The 19,265-nt window shown below is 52.0% G+C and carries 20 protein-coding genes, 1 tRNA gene and 1 pseudogene; 21 read left to right on the forward strand and 1 reads right to left on the reverse strand.

Annotated features, from left to right (window positions below; genetic code table 11):
• Nucleotides 1-2: 2 nt before the first annotated feature.
• The 6 genes from DBR37_RS07720 to DBR37_RS07745 all read left to right on the forward strand — a co-directional run bounded on the left by DBR37_RS07720 (nt 3) and on the right by DBR37_RS07745 (nt 5,300).
• Complete coding sequence (locus tag DBR37_RS07720; RefSeq protein ID WP_124573860.1) at nt 3-650, forward strand: DNA-3-methyladenine glycosylase; 648 nt, start codon at nt 3-5, stop codon at nt 648-650.
• 43 nt (nt 651-693) lie between these two features.
• Nucleotides 694-1,668, forward strand: a complete 975-nt coding sequence (locus DBR37_RS07725; RefSeq protein WP_012079959.1) for an acetyl-CoA carboxylase carboxyltransferase subunit alpha — start codon at nt 694-696, stop codon at nt 1,666-1,668.
• A 27-nt stretch (nt 1,669-1,695) separates the two neighbouring features.
• Nucleotides 1,696-3,066: a tRNA lysidine(34) synthetase TilS gene (gene tilS, locus DBR37_RS07730; protein WP_124574197.1), complete on the forward strand. Its 1,371-nt coding sequence runs from the start codon at nt 1,696-1,698 to the stop codon at nt 3,064-3,066.
• Between the two features lie 172 nt (nt 3,067-3,238).
• On the forward strand, nt 3,239-4,492 hold the full coding sequence (locus tag DBR37_RS07735; protein WP_124573861.1) for an aspartate kinase: 1,254 nt from the start codon (nt 3,239-3,241) through the stop codon (nt 4,490-4,492).
• A gap of 112 nt (nt 4,493-4,604) precedes the next feature.
• Nucleotides 4,605-4,698 (forward strand) — tRNA-Ser (locus DBR37_RS07740).
• Nucleotides 4,699-4,781: 83 nt separating this feature from the next.
• Nucleotides 4,782-5,300, forward strand: coding sequence for a hypothetical protein (locus DBR37_RS07745; RefSeq protein WP_233588307.1), 519 nt, complete (start codon nt 4,782-4,784; stop codon nt 5,298-5,300).
• Nucleotides 5,301-5,436: 136 nt separating this feature from the next.
• Here DBR37_RS07745 and DBR37_RS07750 read toward each other — a convergent pair whose 3' ends face one another.
• On the reverse strand, nt 5,437-5,643 hold the full coding sequence (locus DBR37_RS07750) for a hypothetical protein (RefSeq protein WP_124573863.1): 207 nt from the start codon (nt 5,641-5,643) through the stop codon (nt 5,437-5,439).
• 690 nt (nt 5,644-6,333) lie between these two features.
• Between DBR37_RS07750 and flhD the strand changes: the two genes are divergently transcribed.
• The 15 genes and pseudogenes from flhD to DBR37_RS07825 all read left to right on the forward strand — a co-directional run bounded on the left by flhD (nt 6,334) and on the right by DBR37_RS07825 (nt 19,142).
• Nucleotides 6,334-6,651, forward strand: a complete 318-nt coding sequence (gene flhD, locus DBR37_RS07755; protein ID WP_012079955.1) for a flagellar transcriptional regulator FlhD — start codon at nt 6,334-6,336, stop codon at nt 6,649-6,651.
• Between the two features lie 52 nt (nt 6,652-6,703).
• Nucleotides 6,704-7,249 carry a flagellar transcriptional regulator FlhC gene (flhC, locus tag DBR37_RS07760; RefSeq protein ID WP_124573864.1) on the forward strand — a complete coding sequence of 182 codons (546 nt, stop codon included), beginning with the start codon at nt 6,704-6,706 and terminating at the stop codon, nt 7,247-7,249.
• A gap of 32 nt (nt 7,250-7,281) precedes the next feature.
• Nucleotides 7,282-8,082, forward strand: a complete 801-nt coding sequence (locus tag DBR37_RS07765; RefSeq protein WP_124573865.1) for a trans-aconitate 2-methyltransferase — start codon at nt 7,282-7,284, stop codon at nt 8,080-8,082.
• Nucleotides 8,083-8,294: 212 nt separating this feature from the next.
• Nucleotides 8,295-9,155: a flagellar motor stator protein MotA gene (gene motA / locus DBR37_RS07770; RefSeq protein WP_124573866.1), complete on the forward strand. Its 861-nt coding sequence runs from the start codon at nt 8,295-8,297 to the stop codon at nt 9,153-9,155.
• Nucleotides 9,156-9,209: 54 nt separating this feature from the next.
• Nucleotides 9,210-10,195, forward strand: a pseudogene (motB, locus tag DBR37_RS07775) (flagellar motor protein MotB).
• A 39-nt stretch (nt 10,196-10,234) separates the two neighbouring features.
• The gene (locus DBR37_RS07780; protein WP_124573867.1) at nt 10,235-10,777 is read left to right on the forward strand and encodes a chemotaxis protein; all 543 of its coding nucleotides are present in this window, start codon (nt 10,235-10,237) and stop codon (nt 10,775-10,777) included.
• A gap of 63 nt (nt 10,778-10,840) precedes the next feature.
• Nucleotides 10,841-11,206 (forward strand): response regulator, encoded by a 366-nt coding sequence (locus tag DBR37_RS07785; protein ID WP_124573868.1) that lies wholly within the window; start codon nt 10,841-10,843, stop codon nt 11,204-11,206.
• 52 nt (nt 11,207-11,258) lie between these two features.
• On the forward strand, nt 11,259-13,394 hold the full coding sequence (gene cheA, locus DBR37_RS07790; RefSeq protein ID WP_124573869.1) for a chemotaxis protein CheA: 2,136 nt from the start codon (nt 11,259-11,261) through the stop codon (nt 13,392-13,394).
• A gap of 13 nt (nt 13,395-13,407) precedes the next feature.
• Nucleotides 13,408-13,899 carry a chemotaxis protein CheW gene (locus tag DBR37_RS07795; RefSeq protein WP_124573870.1) on the forward strand — a complete coding sequence of 164 codons (492 nt, stop codon included), beginning with the start codon at nt 13,408-13,410 and terminating at the stop codon, nt 13,897-13,899.
• A 139-nt stretch (nt 13,900-14,038) separates the two neighbouring features.
• A complete protein-coding gene (locus tag DBR37_RS07800) occupies nt 14,039-14,917 on the forward strand; it encodes a CheR family methyltransferase (protein ID WP_124573871.1) in 879 nt (292 codons plus the stop codon).
• Between the two features lie 6 nt (nt 14,918-14,923).
• Nucleotides 14,924-15,535, forward strand: coding sequence for a chemoreceptor glutamine deamidase CheD (gene cheD / locus DBR37_RS07805; RefSeq protein WP_124573872.1), 612 nt, complete (start codon nt 14,924-14,926; stop codon nt 15,533-15,535).
• Between the two features lie 54 nt (nt 15,536-15,589).
• A complete protein-coding gene (locus tag DBR37_RS07810; protein ID WP_124573873.1) occupies nt 15,590-16,666 on the forward strand; it encodes a chemotaxis response regulator protein-glutamate methylesterase in 1,077 nt (358 codons plus the stop codon).
• A gap of 150 nt (nt 16,667-16,816) precedes the next feature.
• On the forward strand, nt 16,817-17,215 hold the full coding sequence (cheY, locus tag DBR37_RS07815) for a chemotaxis response regulator CheY (RefSeq protein WP_124573874.1): 399 nt from the start codon (nt 16,817-16,819) through the stop codon (nt 17,213-17,215).
• Between the two features lie 25 nt (nt 17,216-17,240).
• Nucleotides 17,241-17,867, forward strand: coding sequence for a protein phosphatase CheZ (gene cheZ, locus DBR37_RS07820; RefSeq protein WP_199739087.1), 627 nt, complete (start codon nt 17,241-17,243; stop codon nt 17,865-17,867).
• A 66-nt stretch (nt 17,868-17,933) separates the two neighbouring features.
• Nucleotides 17,934-19,142 (forward strand): EAL and HDOD domain-containing protein, encoded by a 1,209-nt coding sequence (locus DBR37_RS07825; protein WP_124573876.1) that lies wholly within the window; start codon nt 17,934-17,936, stop codon nt 19,140-19,142.
• Nucleotides 19,143-19,265 lie beyond the last annotated feature (123 nt).

The following is a 19,265-nucleotide window of genomic DNA, read 5'->3' on the forward strand; positions in this document are numbered from 1 at the left end:
TGATGGGGAAAACGATCGCCACTGCGGAAACCCGTATCCTGCCAGTCTACTGGGAGGAGGCCAAGGCCGAGCTGATGAAGCGCGACCGTATCCTGCGCAAGCTCATCCCGCAATTTGGCGATTTGCATCTGGTCGGTCGCGGTGAGGCATTTTCCACATTGGCACGTTCCATCATCGGACAACAAATTTCGACCAAAGCTGCCGACTCGGTCTGGCAGCGCTTCCTCGAAGTCTGCCCAAAATGCACGCCGGCACAGGTGATCAAGGCTGGTGACAAGCTGGCAACTTGTGGCTTATCCAAGCGCAAAGCAGAGTATATTTTCGATCTGGCCGACCATTTCAAGGCAAAACGTGTCAATTGTGACAAGTGGGCCGAGATGGAAGATGAAGAAGTTATCGCAGAGTTAATTCAAATTCGCGGCATCGGACGCTGGACAGCGGAGATGTTTTTGATATTTAATCTGCTCCGACCAAATATTTTGCCGCTGGACGACCTTGGTTTGCTGGCGGGTATTAGCCGTAATTATTTTTCTGGCGAGCCGGTTTCGCGCAGCGATGCGCGGGAAGTAGCCGCCAACTGGGAGCCTTACCGTACTGTTGCGACCTGGTATCTGTGGCGTAGCCTGGATCCGGTAGAAGCAGCAAACTAGGTAGATACGAAATCCACCACGTGTTGAATCATAAAGGTGCACGATGAGTAAAACGACTTTCCTCGGCTTTGAACAGCCGATAGCAGAACTCGATTCCAAGATCGAAGAGCTGCGCTTTGTACAAGATGACTCTGCAGTTGATATCTCGGAAGAGATCGATCGTCTGTCGAAGAAGAGCCAGCAACTGACTAAAGATATCTACGCCAAGCTCACGCCATGGCAAGTGTCGCAAATCGCACGTCATCCGCAACGTCCATACACCATGGACTATGTGAATGAAATCTTCACTGACTTCCACGAATTGCACGGCGACCGCAGCTACGCGGACGATTTGTCCATCGTCGGCGGCCTGGCACGTTTCAATGGCATGCCTTGCATGGTCATCGGTCATCAAAAAGGTCGTGACACCAAAGAACGCAGCATGCGTAACTTCGGTATGCCGAAGCCGGAAGGCTATCGCAAGGCGATGCGCCTGATGAAGCTGGCTGAGAAGTTCGGTTTGCCGGTGTTCACATTTGTCGACACCCCGGGTGCATTCCCTGGTATCGACGCGGAAGAGCGCGGACAGTCAGAAGCGATTGGCCACAATCTGTACGTTATGGCCGAATTGAAAGTGCCGCTGATTGCAACCATTATTGGTGAAGGCGGTTCAGGCGGCGCGCTGGCAATTGCAGTCGGTGATGCAGTATTAATGTTGCAGTACTCGACCTACTCGGTGATCTCGCCGGAAGGTTGTGCTTCGATTCTGTGGAAATCTGCAGAGCGCGCATCTGATGCTGCAGAAGCACTCGGTCTGACCGCGCATCGCCTGAAAGCCATGGGCCTGATCGACAAGATCATCAATGAGCCGCTGGGTGGCGCACATCGCGATCCTAAGCAAATGGCTGCATTGGTCAAACGTGCGCTGGCCGATACCGTGCGTCAGTTCCAGGGCATGAAAACCAAGGACCTGCTGGCAGCACGTCATGAGAAACTCATGAGCTACGGTAAATTCAAAGAGCTCAATACACCGGAATGATGCGTGACGAATAAAGAAACTGCGTCTATGCAAGCTGGGTTTGAACGCGCGTTAGGGGAGATCCGGACGCGCGTTTCTCTTTCCGGCTCCGGTGTCGCTAAAATCGCGCTGGCTTACAGTGGTGGCCTTGATTCAGCGGCCTTGCTGAATTTACTGCATGCATACGGACAAGCGCAACAGCTGGAAGTCTATGCCTTCCATGTACATCATGGCTTAAGTGCAAACGCCGATGACTGGCTGGAGCATTGCCGCGCGCAGTGTGCCGCACTGGGTGTGACTTTCGATGCGCGTCAGGTACAGATCGTCAATAAGGAAAAGAGCGGTGTAGAGGAAGCGGCGCGGCAAAGCCGCTACGCGGCATTGGGCGATATGTGCCGTGCGCATGGCGTGCCGCTGCTATTGACTGCGCATCATCTGGATGACCAGGCAGAAACCGTGTTGCTGCAACTCTTGCGTGGCTCCGGTGTGGCTGGGCTGTCAGGCATGGATAGCGCGAATCATGCAGCGGATCTGCTCGGTGATGCGAGCTTGCTGATGGGGCGTCCGTTGTTACAGGTGACACGTGAGGATTTGCAGGCCTACGTTAGCGCGCACGCGATCCAGTTTGTCGAAGATGAATCCAATCTTGATCCGCGCTATGCGCGTAATTCCTTGCGTCATCAGGTCATGCCTAAACTGGAAGAGCATTTTCCAGGTTTCCAGCAACGCTTTGCGCGCACCGCACAGCACGCACAATCAGCACAACGTTTATTGATAGAACTGGCCGCTGAAGATTTGCAGCAATGCTTGGATGGCAAGTGCGTGGATGTGAGCAAGCTGAAGCTGTTCAGCGCAGACCGCATCGACAATATGCTGCGTTACTGGTTTGGTTTGCGCGGTGTGCGCATGCCGTCAACTGCCTGGCTGAATGAAATGCGCACGCAATTGCTGGAAGCAAAACACGATGCGCAGTTATGCGTCACGCATGCAGACTGTCATATCCGGCGCCACCGTGACCGTGTCTACATCACGCCTAAATTCGATCCGGACCTGTTGCTGCAGCCGCCGCGTTCGTTCAACTGGCAAGGCGAAGCCAGCCTGCATTTCCCCAGTTTCGGCGGCACTTTGTTCTTTGATCCGGCGGAGCAGGGCATCGCTGCCGATTGGTTACGTGCGCAAACACTGTCTATCCAATTGCGCAGCGGCGGCGAACGTTTGAAACCGGCATGGAATCGCCCGACCAAAAGTTTGAAGTACCAATACCAGGCGTGCGATGTCCCTGCCTGGGAGCGTGAGCGCCTGCCACTGGTTTTTGCAGGCAGGCTGTTGTTTGCTGCTGGTATCGGCATGGATTGTCACGCACTCAACACCGAGGCCGGCAGCAATATTCAACTACGTTGGCAGTTCGATCAGACTTAAATAGCGCCGTATCAAGAACAGAAAGCGCGCAGACCCGGGATTTTTGGTGATTTTGATAAGGCAAGGCGCTGGCACGGCCTTGTCGGACTTGTCATTCTGCGCTGCACGCTGTAAAGTCGAGGGTTGATTTTTCACGCTTTTCTCTTCTTTTAAGAGCTCGTTCACTATCCCTATGGCTTTAATCGTTCACAAATACGGCGGCACTTCGATGGGCTCCACCGAGCGCATCAAAAATGTTGCCAGACGCGTCGCCAAATGGCATGACGCTGGTTATCAAATCGTAGTGGTGCCATCGGCGATGTCCGGTGAGACCAATCGTTTGATCGGATTGGCCAAAGAAATCATGCCGCAACCGGATCCACGCGAACTGGATATGCTGGCTTCGACCGGCGAGCAGGTTTCTGTCGCCTTGCTGGCCATGGCTTTGCAATCTATCGGCAAGGAAGCCGTATCGTACGCAGGCTGGCAAGTCGCGATTAAGACGGATTCCGCTTTCACCAAAGCGCGTATCCAGTCTATCGACGATGTAAAAGTGCAGAAGGATCTGGATGCAGGCCGTATCGTCATCATCACTGGTTTCCAGGGAGTGGACGATGACGGCAATATCGCAACGCTGGGTCGTGGTGGTTCCGATACTTCGGCAGTGGCTGTTGCAGTAGCGTTGAAAGCGCAGGAATGCCTGATTTACACAGATGTTGACGGCGTCTATACGACTGACCCGCGTGTCGTGTCGGAAGCGCGTCGCCTGAATACCGTTACCTTTGAAGAGATGCTTGAAATGGCATCGCTGGGTTCGAAAGTACTGCAGATTCGTTCTGTCGAATTTGCTGGTAACTACCGGATGCCGACACGCGTGCTGTCGTCGCTGACCGATCCTATGATACCGCTGGAAGAAGAAGCAAAATCCGGCACCCTGATTTCGTTTGAGGAAGATACACACATGGAACAAGCTGCCATCACCGGTATAGCATTCAATCGCGATGAAGCGAAAATTACCGTACTGGGCGTACCAGATCGTCCAGGCATCGCGTATCAGATCCTGGGGCCGATTGCTGCGGCAAATATCGAAGTCGACATGATCATTCAAAACCAGTCCGTCGACGGCAAAACAGACTTCACCTTCACCGTGCCACGCGGCGATTACGCCAAGGCTGTGGATGTGCTGAATGAAAGTGTGAAAGCACACATCGGCGCTGCCAGCATCCAGGGCGACACTAAAGTATCCAAAGTATCCGTGGTTGGTGTCGGCATGCGCAGCCATGTTGGTATTGCATCGCAAATGTTCCGTACTTTGTCGGAAGAGGGCATTAACATCCAGATGATCTCTACTTCGGAAATCAAGATTTCGGTCCTGATCGACGAGAAGTATATGGAATTGGCGGTTCGTGCTTTGCACAAGACATTTGATCTGGAAAAAAGTAACTAAAAAAGAAAATAAGTCATACTGAAATGCATAGTTTTGGGTTGACCAGACATGCATGAAAAGTTATGATGCTGGACCTTCTGGTAACGGGCTGTCGACGTTGCTGAAGTAATGTGGAGACGTGGCCGAGTGGCCGAAGGCACTTCCCTGCTAAGGAAGCATATGGGCTTAAACCTGTATCGTGAGTTCGAATCTCACCGTCTCCGCCAAAGAATTGAAAGCCCTTGATGAAAATCAAGGGCTTTTTTTCTTTCTCGAATTGGATAGAGTCACTTTTACTGGAATACGTATTTTGAACACGAAGAGAAGCAAGCGCTGGGATGGGAAGATAGATACGCTGACCGCGGATTACCTGAAGGATGTCGTAACGCAGATGAAGTCCTACGGCGATCGCGTGCAGTTCGCATTGAATGGGCCGGGACAAAAGCCTCACTATCAGGTCATCAATAGTTTTGAAAAAAAAATGGCATTCGACAGCAATAATCATTTGCTGCATCCGACTGAAGAAGAGTTCGTCGGCGCCAATGCAACGCCTGTGCTGACGCTGGCGCAGATAGAGAATGCAATAGCCAGTGTTGGTGTGAAGCGTGTGACCACCACCACGCGTGCGGTACGCAGCGTACGAGGCAGCAGCACGCCGGCAACGCGTCCGGGTGACCTGATCGATATCCAGAAGTACGAATACTTCAAGAACAACGTACAGAAGCTGCCGGAAGGCATACGCGCCTATTCGCAAGACATTACCAATCTGATGAAGAAGGGCATGACGGCTGAAGCTGCTTTTGGTGAGATCGTCGAACAATACTTCTGACGGACCGGCGAGCATGACTCGCCTGGTCTGGATCTAAAAAAGCCCGCATCGTCTGGATGCGGGCTTTTTTATTGGCCGTAGCGGTCAGTGTGTGGCCATCCGGCGCTGAGATGACGTCTGTGCGTAATTGGCGCACTCAGACTCGGTAAATTTTTTCCCCGGTCTGCACAATTTTAAATTTTGCATCGGATAGCGGGTCGAGTGCGCGGCCATCTGCCAATTGATAAGTTTTGGAGCCTGGCAGTTCGTCCGGGTCGGGCGTACTGATAGGCGTTTGATAAACCTCAACGTGGTAAGCGGCACCGGTCTTTCCTTTGGCATCGAATTTTTCTACCAAATCCATAAGAGTCTCCTTTGGGTTGAGGGTGAGATAACAATACCAGATTTTGTTAGTCGTGCCAGTGGCATTCTGATGGTCGTTAAATGATTGCCTGAACAATAACAAATCATTTATCAACTAAGGAGAAGGGCATCTGATTTGCTTATTGAGTTGTCAATTCAATAAGCAAAGTGTAATAAATCGAAAAAAAATCAAAATATTTTCATGTAAACCCTAAAGTTCCGGTTTTCGCGGCCGTTATCAAATTCAGACAGCAGGGATTCTTTCCTGATTTTGGGCTCTGAAAATATTTTAAAAATATTTTGTTTGAACCCTAAAGTTTGGAAAAAACGTGCCGTTAAAGAGACAAGAGCCTCAAAAGAAGTTCATTTTTTTGTCTCTGGAGTCGATTTTTGGAAAATTCTGTATCCCCCAGAATTACTGAAAATTGCCCCAAAACATGCTTTTTTATAAGCAACATCTGAATATGGAATGAATGCTCAGATGCAATATACAAGCCACTCTCCGCCTCATTTCATGTGAGCGCGTATTGAATGCTGGTCGACGTTTGTAAGACAAACGCCTACCGGCTTATTGTCGTTTTCTCTGTATAAAAATACAGAGGCCTGCCTATTCCAGCCCCTAGTTTCCCCCTGCAGAATGCAATCACTGGCTACACATTACCGCCAGGAAATTCACAGATCAGGGGATAACATGACAACTAACGACATCATTGCTGAAATTCGTGACGCCAATCTGGGTTACTTAATGCTTGCACAACAAATGATCCGTTCCGATAAGGCGACCGCAATTTTCCGCCTCGGGATCAGCAATGAGATCGCTGACCTGATCGAAGGCATGAACAATGCCCAGATCCTCAAACTCGCTGGCGCCAATATGATGCTGGCCCGCTTCCGCTTCGATGATGGTGCCATCCTCGGCATGCTGACCAATTACAACAAAGATCGTTCGCTTGCGCATTCGCACGCAGCTATCCTGATGGCAGGACAAGCTGTTGAGCAAATCGCTTAATTAAGCAGTCGCTGATCGTATTGTTGTAATTCTTCAGAAGCGAGCGAAAAAAATGGCCAAGAAAAGTGTAGTGACAGAAGCACAAGAAATTCAGCTTGCAATCGAGCTCATTAATTTGGGTGCACGTCTGCAGTTGCTGGAATCGGAAACCACTCTGTCGCGCGAGCGCTTGCTGAAGTTGTATAAAGAATTGCGTGGTGTATCTCCACCTAAGGGGATGCTGCCATTTTCGACTGACTGGTTCATTACCTGGCAACCGAATATTCATTCTTCATTGTTTATGGGCATCCATAAATACCTGATCGAACACGCACAAATCTCTGGTATTCAGGCTGTGATGAAAGCGTACAAGCTTTATCTGGAGCAGGTTGAGCTGGGTACTGATGGCGAGCCTGTTTTGTCATTGACGCGCGCCTGGACTCTGGTACGATTCTTCGATAGCAAAATGCTGGCAACCGCATGTTGCAGCGAGTGTGGCGGCAACTTCGTCGTGCATCGCCTCGATTTGAATGCAAATTACACCTGTGGCTTGTGCCACATGCCATCCCGCGCAGGTAAAACCAAACGTGCCAAGGCAGACAGTCTGCTGGCAGCCTGAACGGATCGCCTTATTATTGAAAGAGTGTCTGTGTGAAGAAAGTGGGGCGCTCCGGCGCAAAGTCGGCGCCTCCAGGGACGGTATTCCAGATACCGGCAGTGCAAGCCCTCCTGTTTCAAATCTCCTCCTTTTTTATAGTCTTGCTGCTGGCTTATAGCCTGGCGGCGCTGTCCGGCTGGTCCATGAATGTGCTGGTCGCTGCATGCCTGCAAGGTGTGATCGCTGCCGGGCTGTCATGGTGGCGCGGCATGGCGCCGTGGTGGTTGCTGATACAATTGCTGTTTTTACCGGTGCTGTTGCTGACCTTGAGCTTGCAGTGGTCGCCATTTATTTTCCTGGCGGCCTTCCTGATCTTGTTATTCCTGTACTGGAGTACGTTTCGTACGCAGGTTCCGTATTACCCGTCACGTCTGTCTACATGGCAGGCGGTCGAAGGTTTGCTGCCGCCTGAGCAAAAAATCAGCTTTATAGATATCGGCAGTGGTCTTGGCGGCCTGGTGATGAGTCTGGCACGACGACGCCCGGAAAGTCGTTTCGTCGGCATTGAAATTGCACCATTGCCGTGGCTGGTGAGCAGCTTGCGCGCGCGCTTCGGTGCCAGTGGTGCACACTTTGAGCGGGGTGATTACGGTCGCCTGAATTTTACCGATTACGATGTGGTGTTTGCCTATCTGTCGCCAGCCGCGATGCCGGATTTGTGGCGCAAGGCGAAGGCAGAAATGCGCAGCGGTACTTTGCTGCTTAGTTATGAGTTCATCATCCCCGGGGCTCCGCCCGATATCGTGCTGGCACCCGACGCAAGTGGCGTCCAGCTTTACGGCTGGCGTATCTGAGCCAATCTAAGCTTGCCTCCGGACTTTATTTCAGCGATTCCTCTCCGATAATCACTCAAGTTCCAATAATTCACGCCGTTGAATGCATATGAGCGCTTGAGCGGTCAATACCACCCTTATATACAACAGGTACGGTGTCATCCTGGTTGCGCGTATGCAACTGTTAGGGCAATAATGGCAGTCTAAACCTAAGAAAAACGGAGCGAGCGCACTTGTTAGTCATCATTGGATATCTAGTAGTCGTCCTATCGGTCTTTGGCGGCTTCGCTCTGGCCGGCGGTCATTTGGCTGCCTTGTTTCAACCCCTTGAGTTGCTCATGATTGGTGGTGCTGCGGTTGGCGCCTTCTTTGTCGGTAATAACGGCAAGGCGATCAAGGCGACGATGAAGGCTTTACCCAGCGTTTTCAAAGGTTCCAAATATACGAAGAGTTTGTATATGGAACTGATGACGCTCTTATTCGAAATTCTGACCAAGGTCCGTAAAGAAGGTCTGATGTCGATCGAAGGTGATATCGAGTCGCCGGAAGAAAGTGCGATTTTCGCCAAGTACCCGACGGTGCTGGCCGATCACCACACCATCGAATTCATGACTGATTACCTGCGTCTCATGGTGTCCGGCAATATGGATGCCTTCCAGATCGAAAATCTGATGGATAACGAAATCGAAACCCATCATGCCGAAGGTGAAGTACCGGTGCATTGTGTGGCTAAAGTCGGTGATGGCTTGCCGGCATTCGGTATCGTGGCAGCGGTGATGGGTGTGGTACATACGATGGAATCGGTGGGCCTGCCACCGGCCGAGCTGGGGATGCTGATCGCGCACGCGCTGGTTGGTACCTTCCTCGGTATTTTGCTTTCCTATGGTTTCGTGACGCCTTTGTCGAGCCTGCTGGAACAAAAGCTGCATGAATCTTCCAAAATTTTCCAATGTGTGAAAGTGACTTTGCTGGCTAGTCTGAATGGCTATGCTCCGGCGCTGGCAGTGGAATTTGGCCGTAAGGTATTGTTCTCGACTGAACGTCCTTCCTTCAGCGAGATGGAAGAACACATCAGACAGTCGAAAACAAAATAAACCCATTTATTAATTTTGCATCGCAAGTAAAAAAGCAATTTAACGGAGACTGGCATGGCTGACGAAGGACTCCGTCCCATCATCATCAAACGTATCAAAAAATCCGGGGGCGGCCATCACGGCGGCGCCTGGAAAATCGCCTACGCCGATTTCGTCACGGCGATGATGGCGTTCTTCTTATTGATGTGGTTGCTGGGCTCAACCACCAAAGGCGATCTGCAAGGGATCGCCGATTTCTTCAGTACCCCTTTAAAAGTAGCCATGGCTGGCGGTTCCGGTAGCGGCGACAGCTCGAGCGTGATCAAGGGCGGCGGCAAGGACATGACGCGCATCGACGGTCAGCAGAAAAAAGGTGAAGACCTGACGCCGGCCAAGAACTTCAACCTGAAAGCGGCGGAAGCAGAGCTTGAGCGCCAGGAAGTCAATCGCCTCAAGGCTTTGAAGGAACGTATAGAGAAAGCCATCGATACCATACCCGGTTTGCAGCAATTCAAAAATCAGTTACTGATCGACATCACGACTGAAGGTTTGCGCATTCAGATCGTGGATGAAAAAAATCGTCCGATGTTTGCATTGGCACGTGCAGAGTTACAGCCTTATACCAAAGTCATCCTGCATGAGATCGCCAAGATTCTGAACGATATTCCTAACCGTATCAGCCTCTCCGGTCATACCGATGCATCCCGTATTCCAGCGGCGAAAAAAGCTATAGCAACTGGGAGCTGTCTTCCGATCGCGCCAATGCGTCACGGCGTGAACTGGTCGCTGGTGGCATGGCCGAGAACAAGGTATTGCGCGTGGTTGGTTTGTCGTCAGCGGTGTTGTTCGATAGTTCTGACCCGCTGAATCCGGTTAATCGCCGCATCAGCATCATTGTGCTGAACAAGAAAGCAGAAGATTCGATCACGAAAGAAAATAAGAAAGTCGAAGTGAGCGACAAGGAGAGTGCGCAGGAAGTCGTCGAGAATGCGGTGAATGCGCAGCAAGTGAAGCCAGCCCCAGTTGCACCAGCAGCTCCGGCAGCCCCAATTGCAAGATAAGCAAAGTGCTGTAAGTAAACGAAATGAGCGGGTGCTTCCATGACAATAAAAAAATCGTTGGCGCTGGAAATAAAAGAACTGTTGACTGGCTTGTCTGAACACGGGAGCCAGCATCTGTCGGAAATCGAAACGGATCTGGTGCAGACCAACATCCTGTTAAGTGAAGCGATAGACAAACTAAGCGCCAGTTTCATGGCGATACACGCAGCGGTGAGTGCGCAACAGCAAATGGTCGATGCACTGCTGGTACAGGCCCCGGCCGCGGCGGTTGGCGAACTTCGGACCAAGGCAGCGCAGATCGACCAGCATGTGAATGCCGCGGTCACGGGTTTGCAGTTCCAGGATATGACGAATCAACTGATAGGTCGCGCGATGCAACGCCTGGTCGGAGTACGCGATGTACTGGAAGTACTGGGCACACATAGTGCAGCGATACCGGGTGATGCAGATCAGAACCAGTTGCAGGCTTCGCTGGAGCAAGCGAATGCCAGCCTGAATACGCAAAGCACTAACCTTGAGAATGAATTGTGGAAAGCCGTGCGTCAGACGCATATGGAAAGCGGCGACGTCGAACTGTTTTAAATACGAATTTAAATTTAGATAACCAGGCCTACAGGCCTGAAACGAAAATGGGCAGGGGTAAAGATGGCAAAGACAATATTGGCGGTCGATGATTCGGGTTCACTGCGACAAATGGTGGTCTTCAGTTTGAGGGCGGCCGGCTATCAGGTGACGGAAGCCGTTGATGGACAAGATGGTCTGGATAAGGCGAAGACGCAGGTTTTTGATCTGGTATTAACCGATCAGAACATGCCGCGTATGGATGGTTTTTCGCTGATACGAGCGTTGCGCGCGCTGTCGACTTATCAAAAAACACCGATCCTGGTCCTTACCACCGAGTCCAGCGACGAGATGAAAGCCAAAGGCCGCGCCGCTGGTGCCAATGGCTGGCTGGTCAAGCCTTTTGATCCGCAACGACTGACTGAAGTCGTGAAAAAAGTGATAGGTTAATACATATCATGAGTTGCAACATCATCATGCGCACAGATAACGGAGCAGAACGATGACCATCGATATGAGTCAGTTCTTCCAGGTATTCTTTGATGAAACGGAAGAACTCCTGGCCGAGATGGAAAAACTGCTGCTGGCGGTGGACGTATCGGCTCCTGATGAAGAAGACTTGAATGCGATTTTCCGCGCCGCCCATTCGATCAAGGGTGGTGCTGCCACATTTGGCATTACGGATCTGACCGAAGTCACGCACGTGCTGGAAACCTTGCTGGACAGAATCCGCAAAGGTGAGATGGCCTTGATGGCCGAGCACGTCGATGCATTCTTATCCGCTAAGGACGTGCTCAAGATGCAGCTGGATGGTCATCGCCTGCATACGCCGGTGGATCTGGATGCGGTTGCTGATGTGCGTATCTTGCTGGAGTCCTTGTCGCAGGACGAGGCACCGGCACCACAAGCTGCTGCAGTAGTTGCCGCAACACCGGGTGATGTTTCAGGTGATCGCCGCTTCCGCATCGAGTTACCACAAACCTCAGCACGTGATGTGGATGCACTGGCGGCCGAACTGGGCTTGCTGGGCGAGATACAGCGCGATGTACTGCCCGATCAACGCGCGGTATTTACGCTGAGTACGCAAGAAAGTGCAGACGACATCATTGCGATTTGCTCGTTTATTCTTGATCCACAAGACTTAAAAATTACCGAAGAAGCCGTCATCAAGGGTGTGCATCAATCGATCGATGACCGCAGTCGCAATGAGGAGGAGCAGGGCTACGGTTTCTTCGAGCCGCTGCACTCGACGATTGCCGAAAATGCGCAAGGTTATGGTTTCTTTGCGCCGTTTGTTCCCTTGCCTTTGCCGGATGCCGGCAGCAAGGATGCGTCCGAACAGGATGAAGAAAAAAACAATGCGCTGGCGGTGGAGGAAGTGCACGCGGTAGCTGCAACGGACAAAAAGCCAGCGGCGAAACGCGATGCAGACAAGACGACTGTCAGTGCAGAGTCGTCATCGATACGTGTTGGTATAGAAAAAGTCGATCAGCTGATTAATCTGGTCGGCGAACTGGTCATCACTCAAGCGATGATAGAGCAGCGCACCGGCGCGCTTGATCCTATGCAGCACGAGCGCCTGCTCAACAGTGTCTCGCAATTGACGCGCAATACACGTGATCTGCAGGAAGCGGTGATGTCTATCCGCATGATGCCGATGGATTACGTGTTCTCACGCTTTCCGCGCATGGTGCGTGATCTGGCTTCCAAGCTGGGCAAAAAAGTGGAATTCGTCACGCATGGTGCGGCGACTGAGCTGGATAAAGGTTTGATCGAACGGATCGTGGATCCGTTGACGCATCTGGTACGCAACAGCATAGACCATGGCATTGAAATGCCGGAGGCGCGACTGGCGGCAGGCAAGTCGGCGTCTGGCCAATTGTCGTTGTCAGCCGGTCATCAGGGCGGCAATATCATTATTGAAGTCAGTGATGACGGTGGTGGTTTAAGCCGCGACCGTATCCTGGCCAAAGCCAAGCAACAGGGTTTGCCTGTCTCCGACGATTTGCCGGATGAAGAAGTCTGGCAACTGATCTTTGCACCGGGTTTCTCAACCGCCGAAGCTGTAACCGATGTCTCCGGCCGTGGTGTCGGCATGGATGTGGTGAAGCGGAATATCACCGCGATGGGTGGTTCGGTTGATATCCGTTCCAGCAAAGGTTATGGCACGACGATTTTGATTTCCTTGCCGCTGACGCTGGCTATCCTGGATGGCATGTCCATCAAAGTCGGCGACGAGATTTATATCCTGCCGCTCGGCTATGTGGTTGAGTCGTTGCAACCGGAGCTGGCAGATATCAAAGAGATCAGCGGGCAAGGCCAGGTCATCAAGGTCCGTGGTGATTATTTGCCATTGATCCCGTTGTATAAGATTTTCAGCATAGAGCCGCGCTTTGTCGATCCGTCGGAAGGCATCGTTGTTATCCTGGAATCGGAAGGCAAAAAAGCCGCATTGTTTGTCGATGATTTGGTCGGCCAGCAACAAGTTGTAGTCAAAAATCTAGAATCGAATTATCGTAAGGTGGCTGGAATATCGGGAGCCACGATTCTCGGTGACGGCGGAGTCGCGCTGATTATCGATGTGGCGGCCTTACTGCGTTCAAGCCGTCAGTTAAACGACGAATCCATTTATTCCTGAAGAGGAGAATCGCATGATTCACAATATACAAAACAATACGACCGGTGCAGAAAACGGCAATGAATTCCTGGCATTCACCCTGGGCAAGGAAGAGTACGGTATCGATATCCTGAAAGTTCAGGAGATCCGCGGCTATGAAGCCGTCACCCGTATCGCTAATGCGCCTGAGTTCGTTAAAGGCGTGGTCAACCTGCGCGGCATCATCGTGCCTATCGTTGACATGCGCATCAAATTCAACCTGGGTGAGCCTACCTACGATCAATTTACTGTCGTGATCATCCTGAACATCGCCGGTCGCGTAGTCGGCATGGTGGTAGACAGCGTATCCGACGTGATCACCTTGTCTCCTGAGCAAATCAAGCCAGCACCGGAAATGGGTACCGCTTTCAATACCGATTATCTGATTGGTCTGGGTACTCTGGACGAGCGCATGCTGATCCTGGTGGATATCGATAAATTGATGTCCAGCAGCGAAATGGGTTTGATAGAAAAAATCGCAGCTTAAGACTGAGTCGTAAAAGATTGCCGGGTAGGCGAGCAGCAGGACGCTACGCAAACAGTCGCGTGTAAGTTTTGGCAATACGCATATCGGACAGAGGGGAAATGAGTTCCAATATGCAGCAGGCGAAAGGGGAATCTGCAGTATGAAAACAACTACTCAAGGTAGGGCAGAAGGTAGCAAAGAGTTCGAATTCACCGCGCGTGATTTCGAACGGGTCCGCGCCTTGATACATAAGAAGGCTGGCATCGCACTGGCCGAAAGTAAGCAGGAGATGGTTTACAGCAGGCTCGCACGCCGTTTGCGTGCGACCGGTATCGGTTCTTTCGTCAGCTATCTGGATCAGCTGGAGCAGGGGGGCAGCGATGAAGAGTGGGAAGCATTTACCAATGCGCTGACCACCAATCTGACTTCGTTCTTTCGCGAGGCGCATCACTTCCCGATTCTGGCCGATCACATCAAAAAAATTAAGGAGCCTATCGAGATCTGGTGCTCAGCCGCTTCTACCGGTGAAGAGCCGTATTCGATAGCGATGACCGCGTGTGAAGCGTTCAATACGCTGACGCCACCGGTTCGTATTATCGCGACCGACATTGATACCAATGTGCTGAATACCGGTGCCAATGGTGTCTACTCGATAGACCGGCTGGACAAGATGGCGCCGGAGCGCGCCAAACGCTTCTTCCTGCGCGGTAAAGGTGCACGCGAAGGCATGGTGCGGGTGCGTCCGGAATTGCGTCAGATGATTACCTTTAAACAGGTCAATCTGCTGGAAAGCAACTGGGGTATTTCAGGGCAATTTGATGCGATCTTTTGCCGCAATGTAATGATCTATTTCGATAAGCCGACGCAGGGCAAGATCCTGGATCGCTTCGCGCCGCTGATGAAGCCGGACGGTTTGTTGTTTGCCGGTCACTCCGAAAACTTCCTGTATGTCACCGATGCATTCAAATTGCGCGGAAAAACGGTTTACGAGTTGGAGCCCAACAAGAAGGCGGGCTTGTCGCAACCACGTCGGGCGTAAGAATCTATGAATGAACTGACCAAAGAGCATTTCGCTACGAACGTCTATTACGACCGGACATTCGACCGCGACGCAGCCAAGATCCTGCCGGGTGAGTATTACTACACCGGCAAGGACATGCTGATTGTCACTGTGCTTGGGTCATGCGTATCGGCTTGTATACGTGATCGCGTAACCGGCGTCGGCGGCATGAATCACTTTATGCTGCCGGATGGTGGTGGCGATGCGGATAGCCCGATTTCTGCATCGGCACGCTATGGCACCTATGCGATGGAAATCCTGATCAATGATTTGCTGAAGGCGGGTGCGCGTCGTGAAAATCTGGAAGCCAAAGTGTTCGGTGGCGGCAATGTACTGAGCGGTTTCACTTCGATCAACGTTGGTGAACGCAATGCGCAGTTCGTACGTAATTTTCTCAAGGTGGAAAACATACGCATCGTGGCGGAAGACCTGAACGACATCCATCCGCGCAAGGTTTACTACTTCCCGCGTAACGGCAAAGTGCTGGTGAAGAAACTCAGGCAACTGAACAACAATACACTGGCCAATCGCGAGCAGGATTATGCAAACCGTCTGCAATCAGGCGCTGTCAGCGGAGATGTAGAACTCTTTTCCTGATGCAAATAAATATATCTATCAATAACTATAAAAACGTTTTGCCAGGGTAGCCTCATGAAAATTAAAGTATTGATCGTCGATGATTCCGCGCTGATACGTAGCGTCATGAAAGAGATCATCAACAGCCAGCCGGACATGGAAGTCGTCGGCGTCGCACCAGATCCCATCGTTGCCCGTGAACTGATCAAGCAAACCAATCCGGATGTATTGACACTGGACGTCGAGATGCCGCGCATGGATGGTCTCGATTTCCTGGAAAAACTCATGCGCCTGCGTCCTATGCCGGTGGTGATGGTTTCTTCGCTGACGGAACGCGGTTCGGACATTACTTTGCGTGCTTTGGAGCTGGGCGCGGTGGACTTTGTCACCAAACCGAAGATGTCGATCCAGAGCGGCATGCTCGAATATACCGAATTGATAGCAGACAAAATCCGTACTGCTTCCAAGGCGCGTATCAAGTCGCGTCAGATCACACCGCATGATGCCAACAAGGTTGCTGGCGAAGTATTGCCGATGATACGCAACCCGCTGACCAGTAGTGAGAAGCTGATCATCATCGGCGCATCCACTGGTGGTACCGAGGCGATCAAGGATTTCCTGATGCAAATGCCATCCGATTGCCCGGGTATTTTGATCACGCAACATATGCCGCCAGGCTTCACCAAATCGTTCGCACAACGGCTCGACAGCTTGTGCAAGATCAGTGTGAAGGAGTCTGAAGGGGGCGAACGCGTACTGCCGGGACATGCTTATCTCGCGCCTGGTCATTCGCATTTGCAACTGGTGCGCAGCGGTGCCAACTACATGACGCAACTCGATCAGGGGCCACCGGTCAATCGTCATCGTCCTTCAGTCGATGTGCTCTTTCACTCCGCTGCTGTGCACGCAGGTAAGAATGCTGTCGGTGTGATTCTTACAGGTATGGGTAAAGATGGTGCATTGGGTATGCTCGAGATGAAGAACGTCGGCGCCTACAACTTTGCGCAAGACGAAGCTTCATGTGTCGTATTCGGCATGCCGCGCGAAGCAATTGCGGTGGGTGCGACCCATGAGGTTGGTCCCTTGCAAGCCTTGCCAGGCATGGTTCTGGGCTATCTTGCTGCACACAGCAGCCGCGCCTTGCGTGTCTAAGTGTTGATTTACGACAAGTGCTATCGGATTTCTCGCAAAATTTATGTATCCTCAGTGCATAATAGTGAGAGCTCAAAAAAGCAGATGTTGTAGACCATGTTCGATTCCTTGCAGGATCGATAAACATTTAGAGATTTAATGGAGTAATTCATGTCAGGCCCAAACACCAAATTTTTAGTTGTTGATGATTTCTCAACGATGCGTCGCATTGTGCGTAATCTCTTGAAGGAACTGGGCTACACGAATGTAGACGAAGCCGAAGACGGCGCGATGGCACTTGCCAAACTGCGGAGTGAACAATTCGATTTCGTCGTGTCAGACTGGAATATGCCTAACATGGATGGTCTGACGATGTTGCAGCATATCCGTGCCGATCCGGCACTGTCGAAGTTGCCGGTGTTGATGGTGACGGCTGAAGCCAAGAAAGAAAACATCATTGCAGCAGCACAGGCAGGTGCAAACGGTTACGTCGTCAAGCCGTTCACTGCTGCGACGCTGGATGAGAAGCTGGCAAAGATTTTCGAAAAACTGGCTGCTGCAGGAGCCTGAGTTGACTAGCCAATCATCTGTACAGATGGTGGATGCTGTAGCGGGGATACCGCAGGATGAAGTGCTGTCGCGCGTCGGTCACATGACGCGTGCCTTGCACGAAAGCTTGCGTGGCCTGGGTTTCGATCAATTGGTAGAGCGTGCATCGCATGATATTCCGGATGCACGTGATCGCCTCGACTATGTAGCACGCATGACCGAACAGGCAGCCCAGCGCGTATTGAATGCGACTGAAGCAGCCGGGCCATTGCAGGAGCAAGTACAGTCTGATGCGGCCGCGATGTCGGCACAATGGCAACAGGCCTTGCAGGGTGGTTACTCGGAAGACAAATACAAAGCGTTGGCAGAGCAAACCATTGCACATCTGAACGCGACGCAAGCGGCGACGACGGAAACACGCCAGCATCTGATGAATATCATGATGGCGCAGGACTTCCAGGATCTGACTGGTCAGGTTATCAAAAAAGTCACCGAGCTGGCGCACGGCCTGGAGCAGCAACTGCTGCAACTGTTGGTCGATTACGCTCCGGCGGAGAAAAAGAAAGAAGTTGATAGCGGTTTGTTGAATGGACCGCAAATCAATCCGACCGGCCAGGATGTAGTGGCAGGGCAGGAGCAGGTCGACGATTTGCTTGAAAGCCTGGGTTTTTGATTGACTCCCAGGCCACGCCACGCATGCCGCTTTCGGTCACTGTGTAGTACTTATCCCTGAATTCCCATGTCTGAATTGAAATTCATCGTACGTGAGCCTTTGCTTAACGCCGCGCAGCAAATCCTGGGCTATGAGCTCTCGTGGTTTGGTGGTGAGCAGGGTGGCGGCATGGCCAGCGATGAAGACTTGCTGGAATTGGTGGAGGTGGTTGCTGCACAATTACAGGGTAGCGACACTGCCGGCCAGTTGAACGGCAGCTTGCTGTTCCTGGAGGCGACGCCGGCTTTGATCGCCGCAGATGTGGTGCGCAAGCTGCCAGCGAAGAATACGGTATTTCGCCTGACTGTGACGGATCTTGCTGATCCCGAAACACTGAAGGCAGCCAGCGCATTGCGGCAGCGAGGTTACGGTATTTCCTTGCGCGGCGCAGATGCGCTCAAGACAGGTAATCCCTTGCTGCAGGTCGTCAGTCATATCGAAGGACGGCTGAGTCATGAGCAGGGCGCTGCGATACCGATCGCTGCCTTGCAGTCGGCGAGCGTCAAGGCGGTCGTGCGCAAGCTGTCATCCTGGCAGGAATACGACGTTTGTGCGTTGCAGGGCTTGCACGCGTTTATTGGAAATTTGTACCTGACACCGCGTGCCAACGCCGAGAAAAAAGGATGGAACGCGGCACAAATCATCATCCTCCAATTGATGGAGATGTTGCGCCAGAACGCGGACATCCGTGAACTGGAAGAAGTCCTGAAACGCGACGCCGCGCTATCCTACAAACTCTTCCGTTATATCAATAGCGTCGGCTTCGGCCTCGGCGCCGAAATCCAGTCCCTGCGCCATGCAGTGACCATGCTGGGTTACTCGCCGCTGTACCGCTGGCTGTCGTTATTGCTGGCTACCGCCAGTACCGGCAGCCATGCTGCCGTCCTGATGCAGACCGCGATCGTGCGCGGGCGCTTTGCGGAATTGGCCGGGCAGGGCATTCTGCCGAAAAATGAAGCCGAAAACCTGTTCGTGGTTGGCATGTTTTCATTGCTGGATCGTTTGCTGGGCATGCCTATGGAAGAAGTCCTGGGCAAAATCCAGCTGGCGGAACCAGTCGTCCAGGCCTTGTTGACGCGTGATGGCATGTACGGCCCTTTCCTTGCATTAGCCGAGGCGTGTGAGCAGAATAATGGCAATATTGCAGCACTGGCCGATTCGTTGTTCATCAGCGCGCGCCAGGTCAATGAAGCCCATTTGGCCGCCTTGTTGTGGGCCCAGGCCCTCAAAATTTAGTTTTTCCCTGCCATTCTCCGCTTTGCATGACCGAAAAGCGGCACCTTCCCCCCCTTATTCCCCCGATTAGTTCGGGGCGTTCTGACCAATAATCTACTCATAGGTCCGTATAGCGTCGTGTTG

Source organism: Herminiimonas sp. KBW02, assembly GCF_003852535.1.
Taxonomy (GTDB): Bacteria; Pseudomonadota; Gammaproteobacteria; order Burkholderiales; family Burkholderiaceae_D; genus Oxalicibacterium.

What these genes read in the sequence shown, in the direction of transcription:
- cheY (WP_124573874.1), top strand. Translation starts at nt 16,817, where the DNA reads ATGTCAGGCCCAAACACCAAATTTTTAGTTGTTGATGATTTCTCAACG.
- DBR37_RS07780 (WP_124573867.1), top strand. Translation starts at nt 10,235, where the DNA reads ATGACAATAAAAAAATCGTTGGCGCTGGAAATAAAAGAACTGTTGACT.
- DBR37_RS07795 (WP_124573870.1), top strand. Translation starts at nt 13,408, where the DNA reads ATGATTCACAATATACAAAACAATACGACCGGTGCAGAAAACGGCAAT.
- tilS (WP_124574197.1), top strand. Translation starts at nt 1,696, where the DNA reads ATGCAAGCTGGGTTTGAACGCGCGTTAGGGGAGATCCGGACGCGCGTT.
- cheA (WP_124573869.1), top strand. Translation starts at nt 11,259, where the DNA reads ATGACCATCGATATGAGTCAGTTCTTCCAGGTATTCTTTGATGAAACG.
- DBR37_RS07825 (WP_124573876.1), top strand. Translation starts at nt 17,934, where the DNA reads ATGTCTGAATTGAAATTCATCGTACGTGAGCCTTTGCTTAACGCCGCG.
- DBR37_RS07750 (WP_124573863.1), bottom strand. Translation starts at nt 5,643, where the DNA reads ATGGATTTGGTAGAAAAATTCGATGCCAAAGGAAAGACCGGTGCCGCT.
- DBR37_RS07785 (WP_124573868.1), top strand. Translation starts at nt 10,841, where the DNA reads ATGGCAAAGACAATATTGGCGGTCGATGATTCGGGTTCACTGCGACAA.
- cheD (WP_124573872.1), top strand. Translation starts at nt 14,924, where the DNA reads ATGAATGAACTGACCAAAGAGCATTTCGCTACGAACGTCTATTACGAC.
- flhD (WP_012079955.1), top strand. Translation starts at nt 6,334, where the DNA reads ATGACAACTAACGACATCATTGCTGAAATTCGTGACGCCAATCTGGGT.
- DBR37_RS07735 (WP_124573861.1), top strand. Translation starts at nt 3,239, where the DNA reads ATGGCTTTAATCGTTCACAAATACGGCGGCACTTCGATGGGCTCCACC.
- flhC (WP_124573864.1), top strand. Translation starts at nt 6,704, where the DNA reads ATGGCCAAGAAAAGTGTAGTGACAGAAGCACAAGAAATTCAGCTTGCA.
- DBR37_RS07725 (WP_012079959.1), top strand. Translation starts at nt 694, where the DNA reads ATGAGTAAAACGACTTTCCTCGGCTTTGAACAGCCGATAGCAGAACTC.
- DBR37_RS07800 (WP_124573871.1), top strand. Translation starts at nt 14,039, where the DNA reads ATGAAAACAACTACTCAAGGTAGGGCAGAAGGTAGCAAAGAGTTCGAA.
- cheZ (WP_199739087.1), top strand. Translation starts at nt 17,241, where the DNA reads ATGGTGGATGCTGTAGCGGGGATACCGCAGGATGAAGTGCTGTCGCGC.
- DBR37_RS07720 (WP_124573860.1), top strand. Translation starts at nt 3, where the DNA reads ATGGGGAAAACGATCGCCACTGCGGAAACCCGTATCCTGCCAGTCTAC.
- DBR37_RS07810 (WP_124573873.1), top strand. Translation starts at nt 15,590, where the DNA reads ATGAAAATTAAAGTATTGATCGTCGATGATTCCGCGCTGATACGTAGC.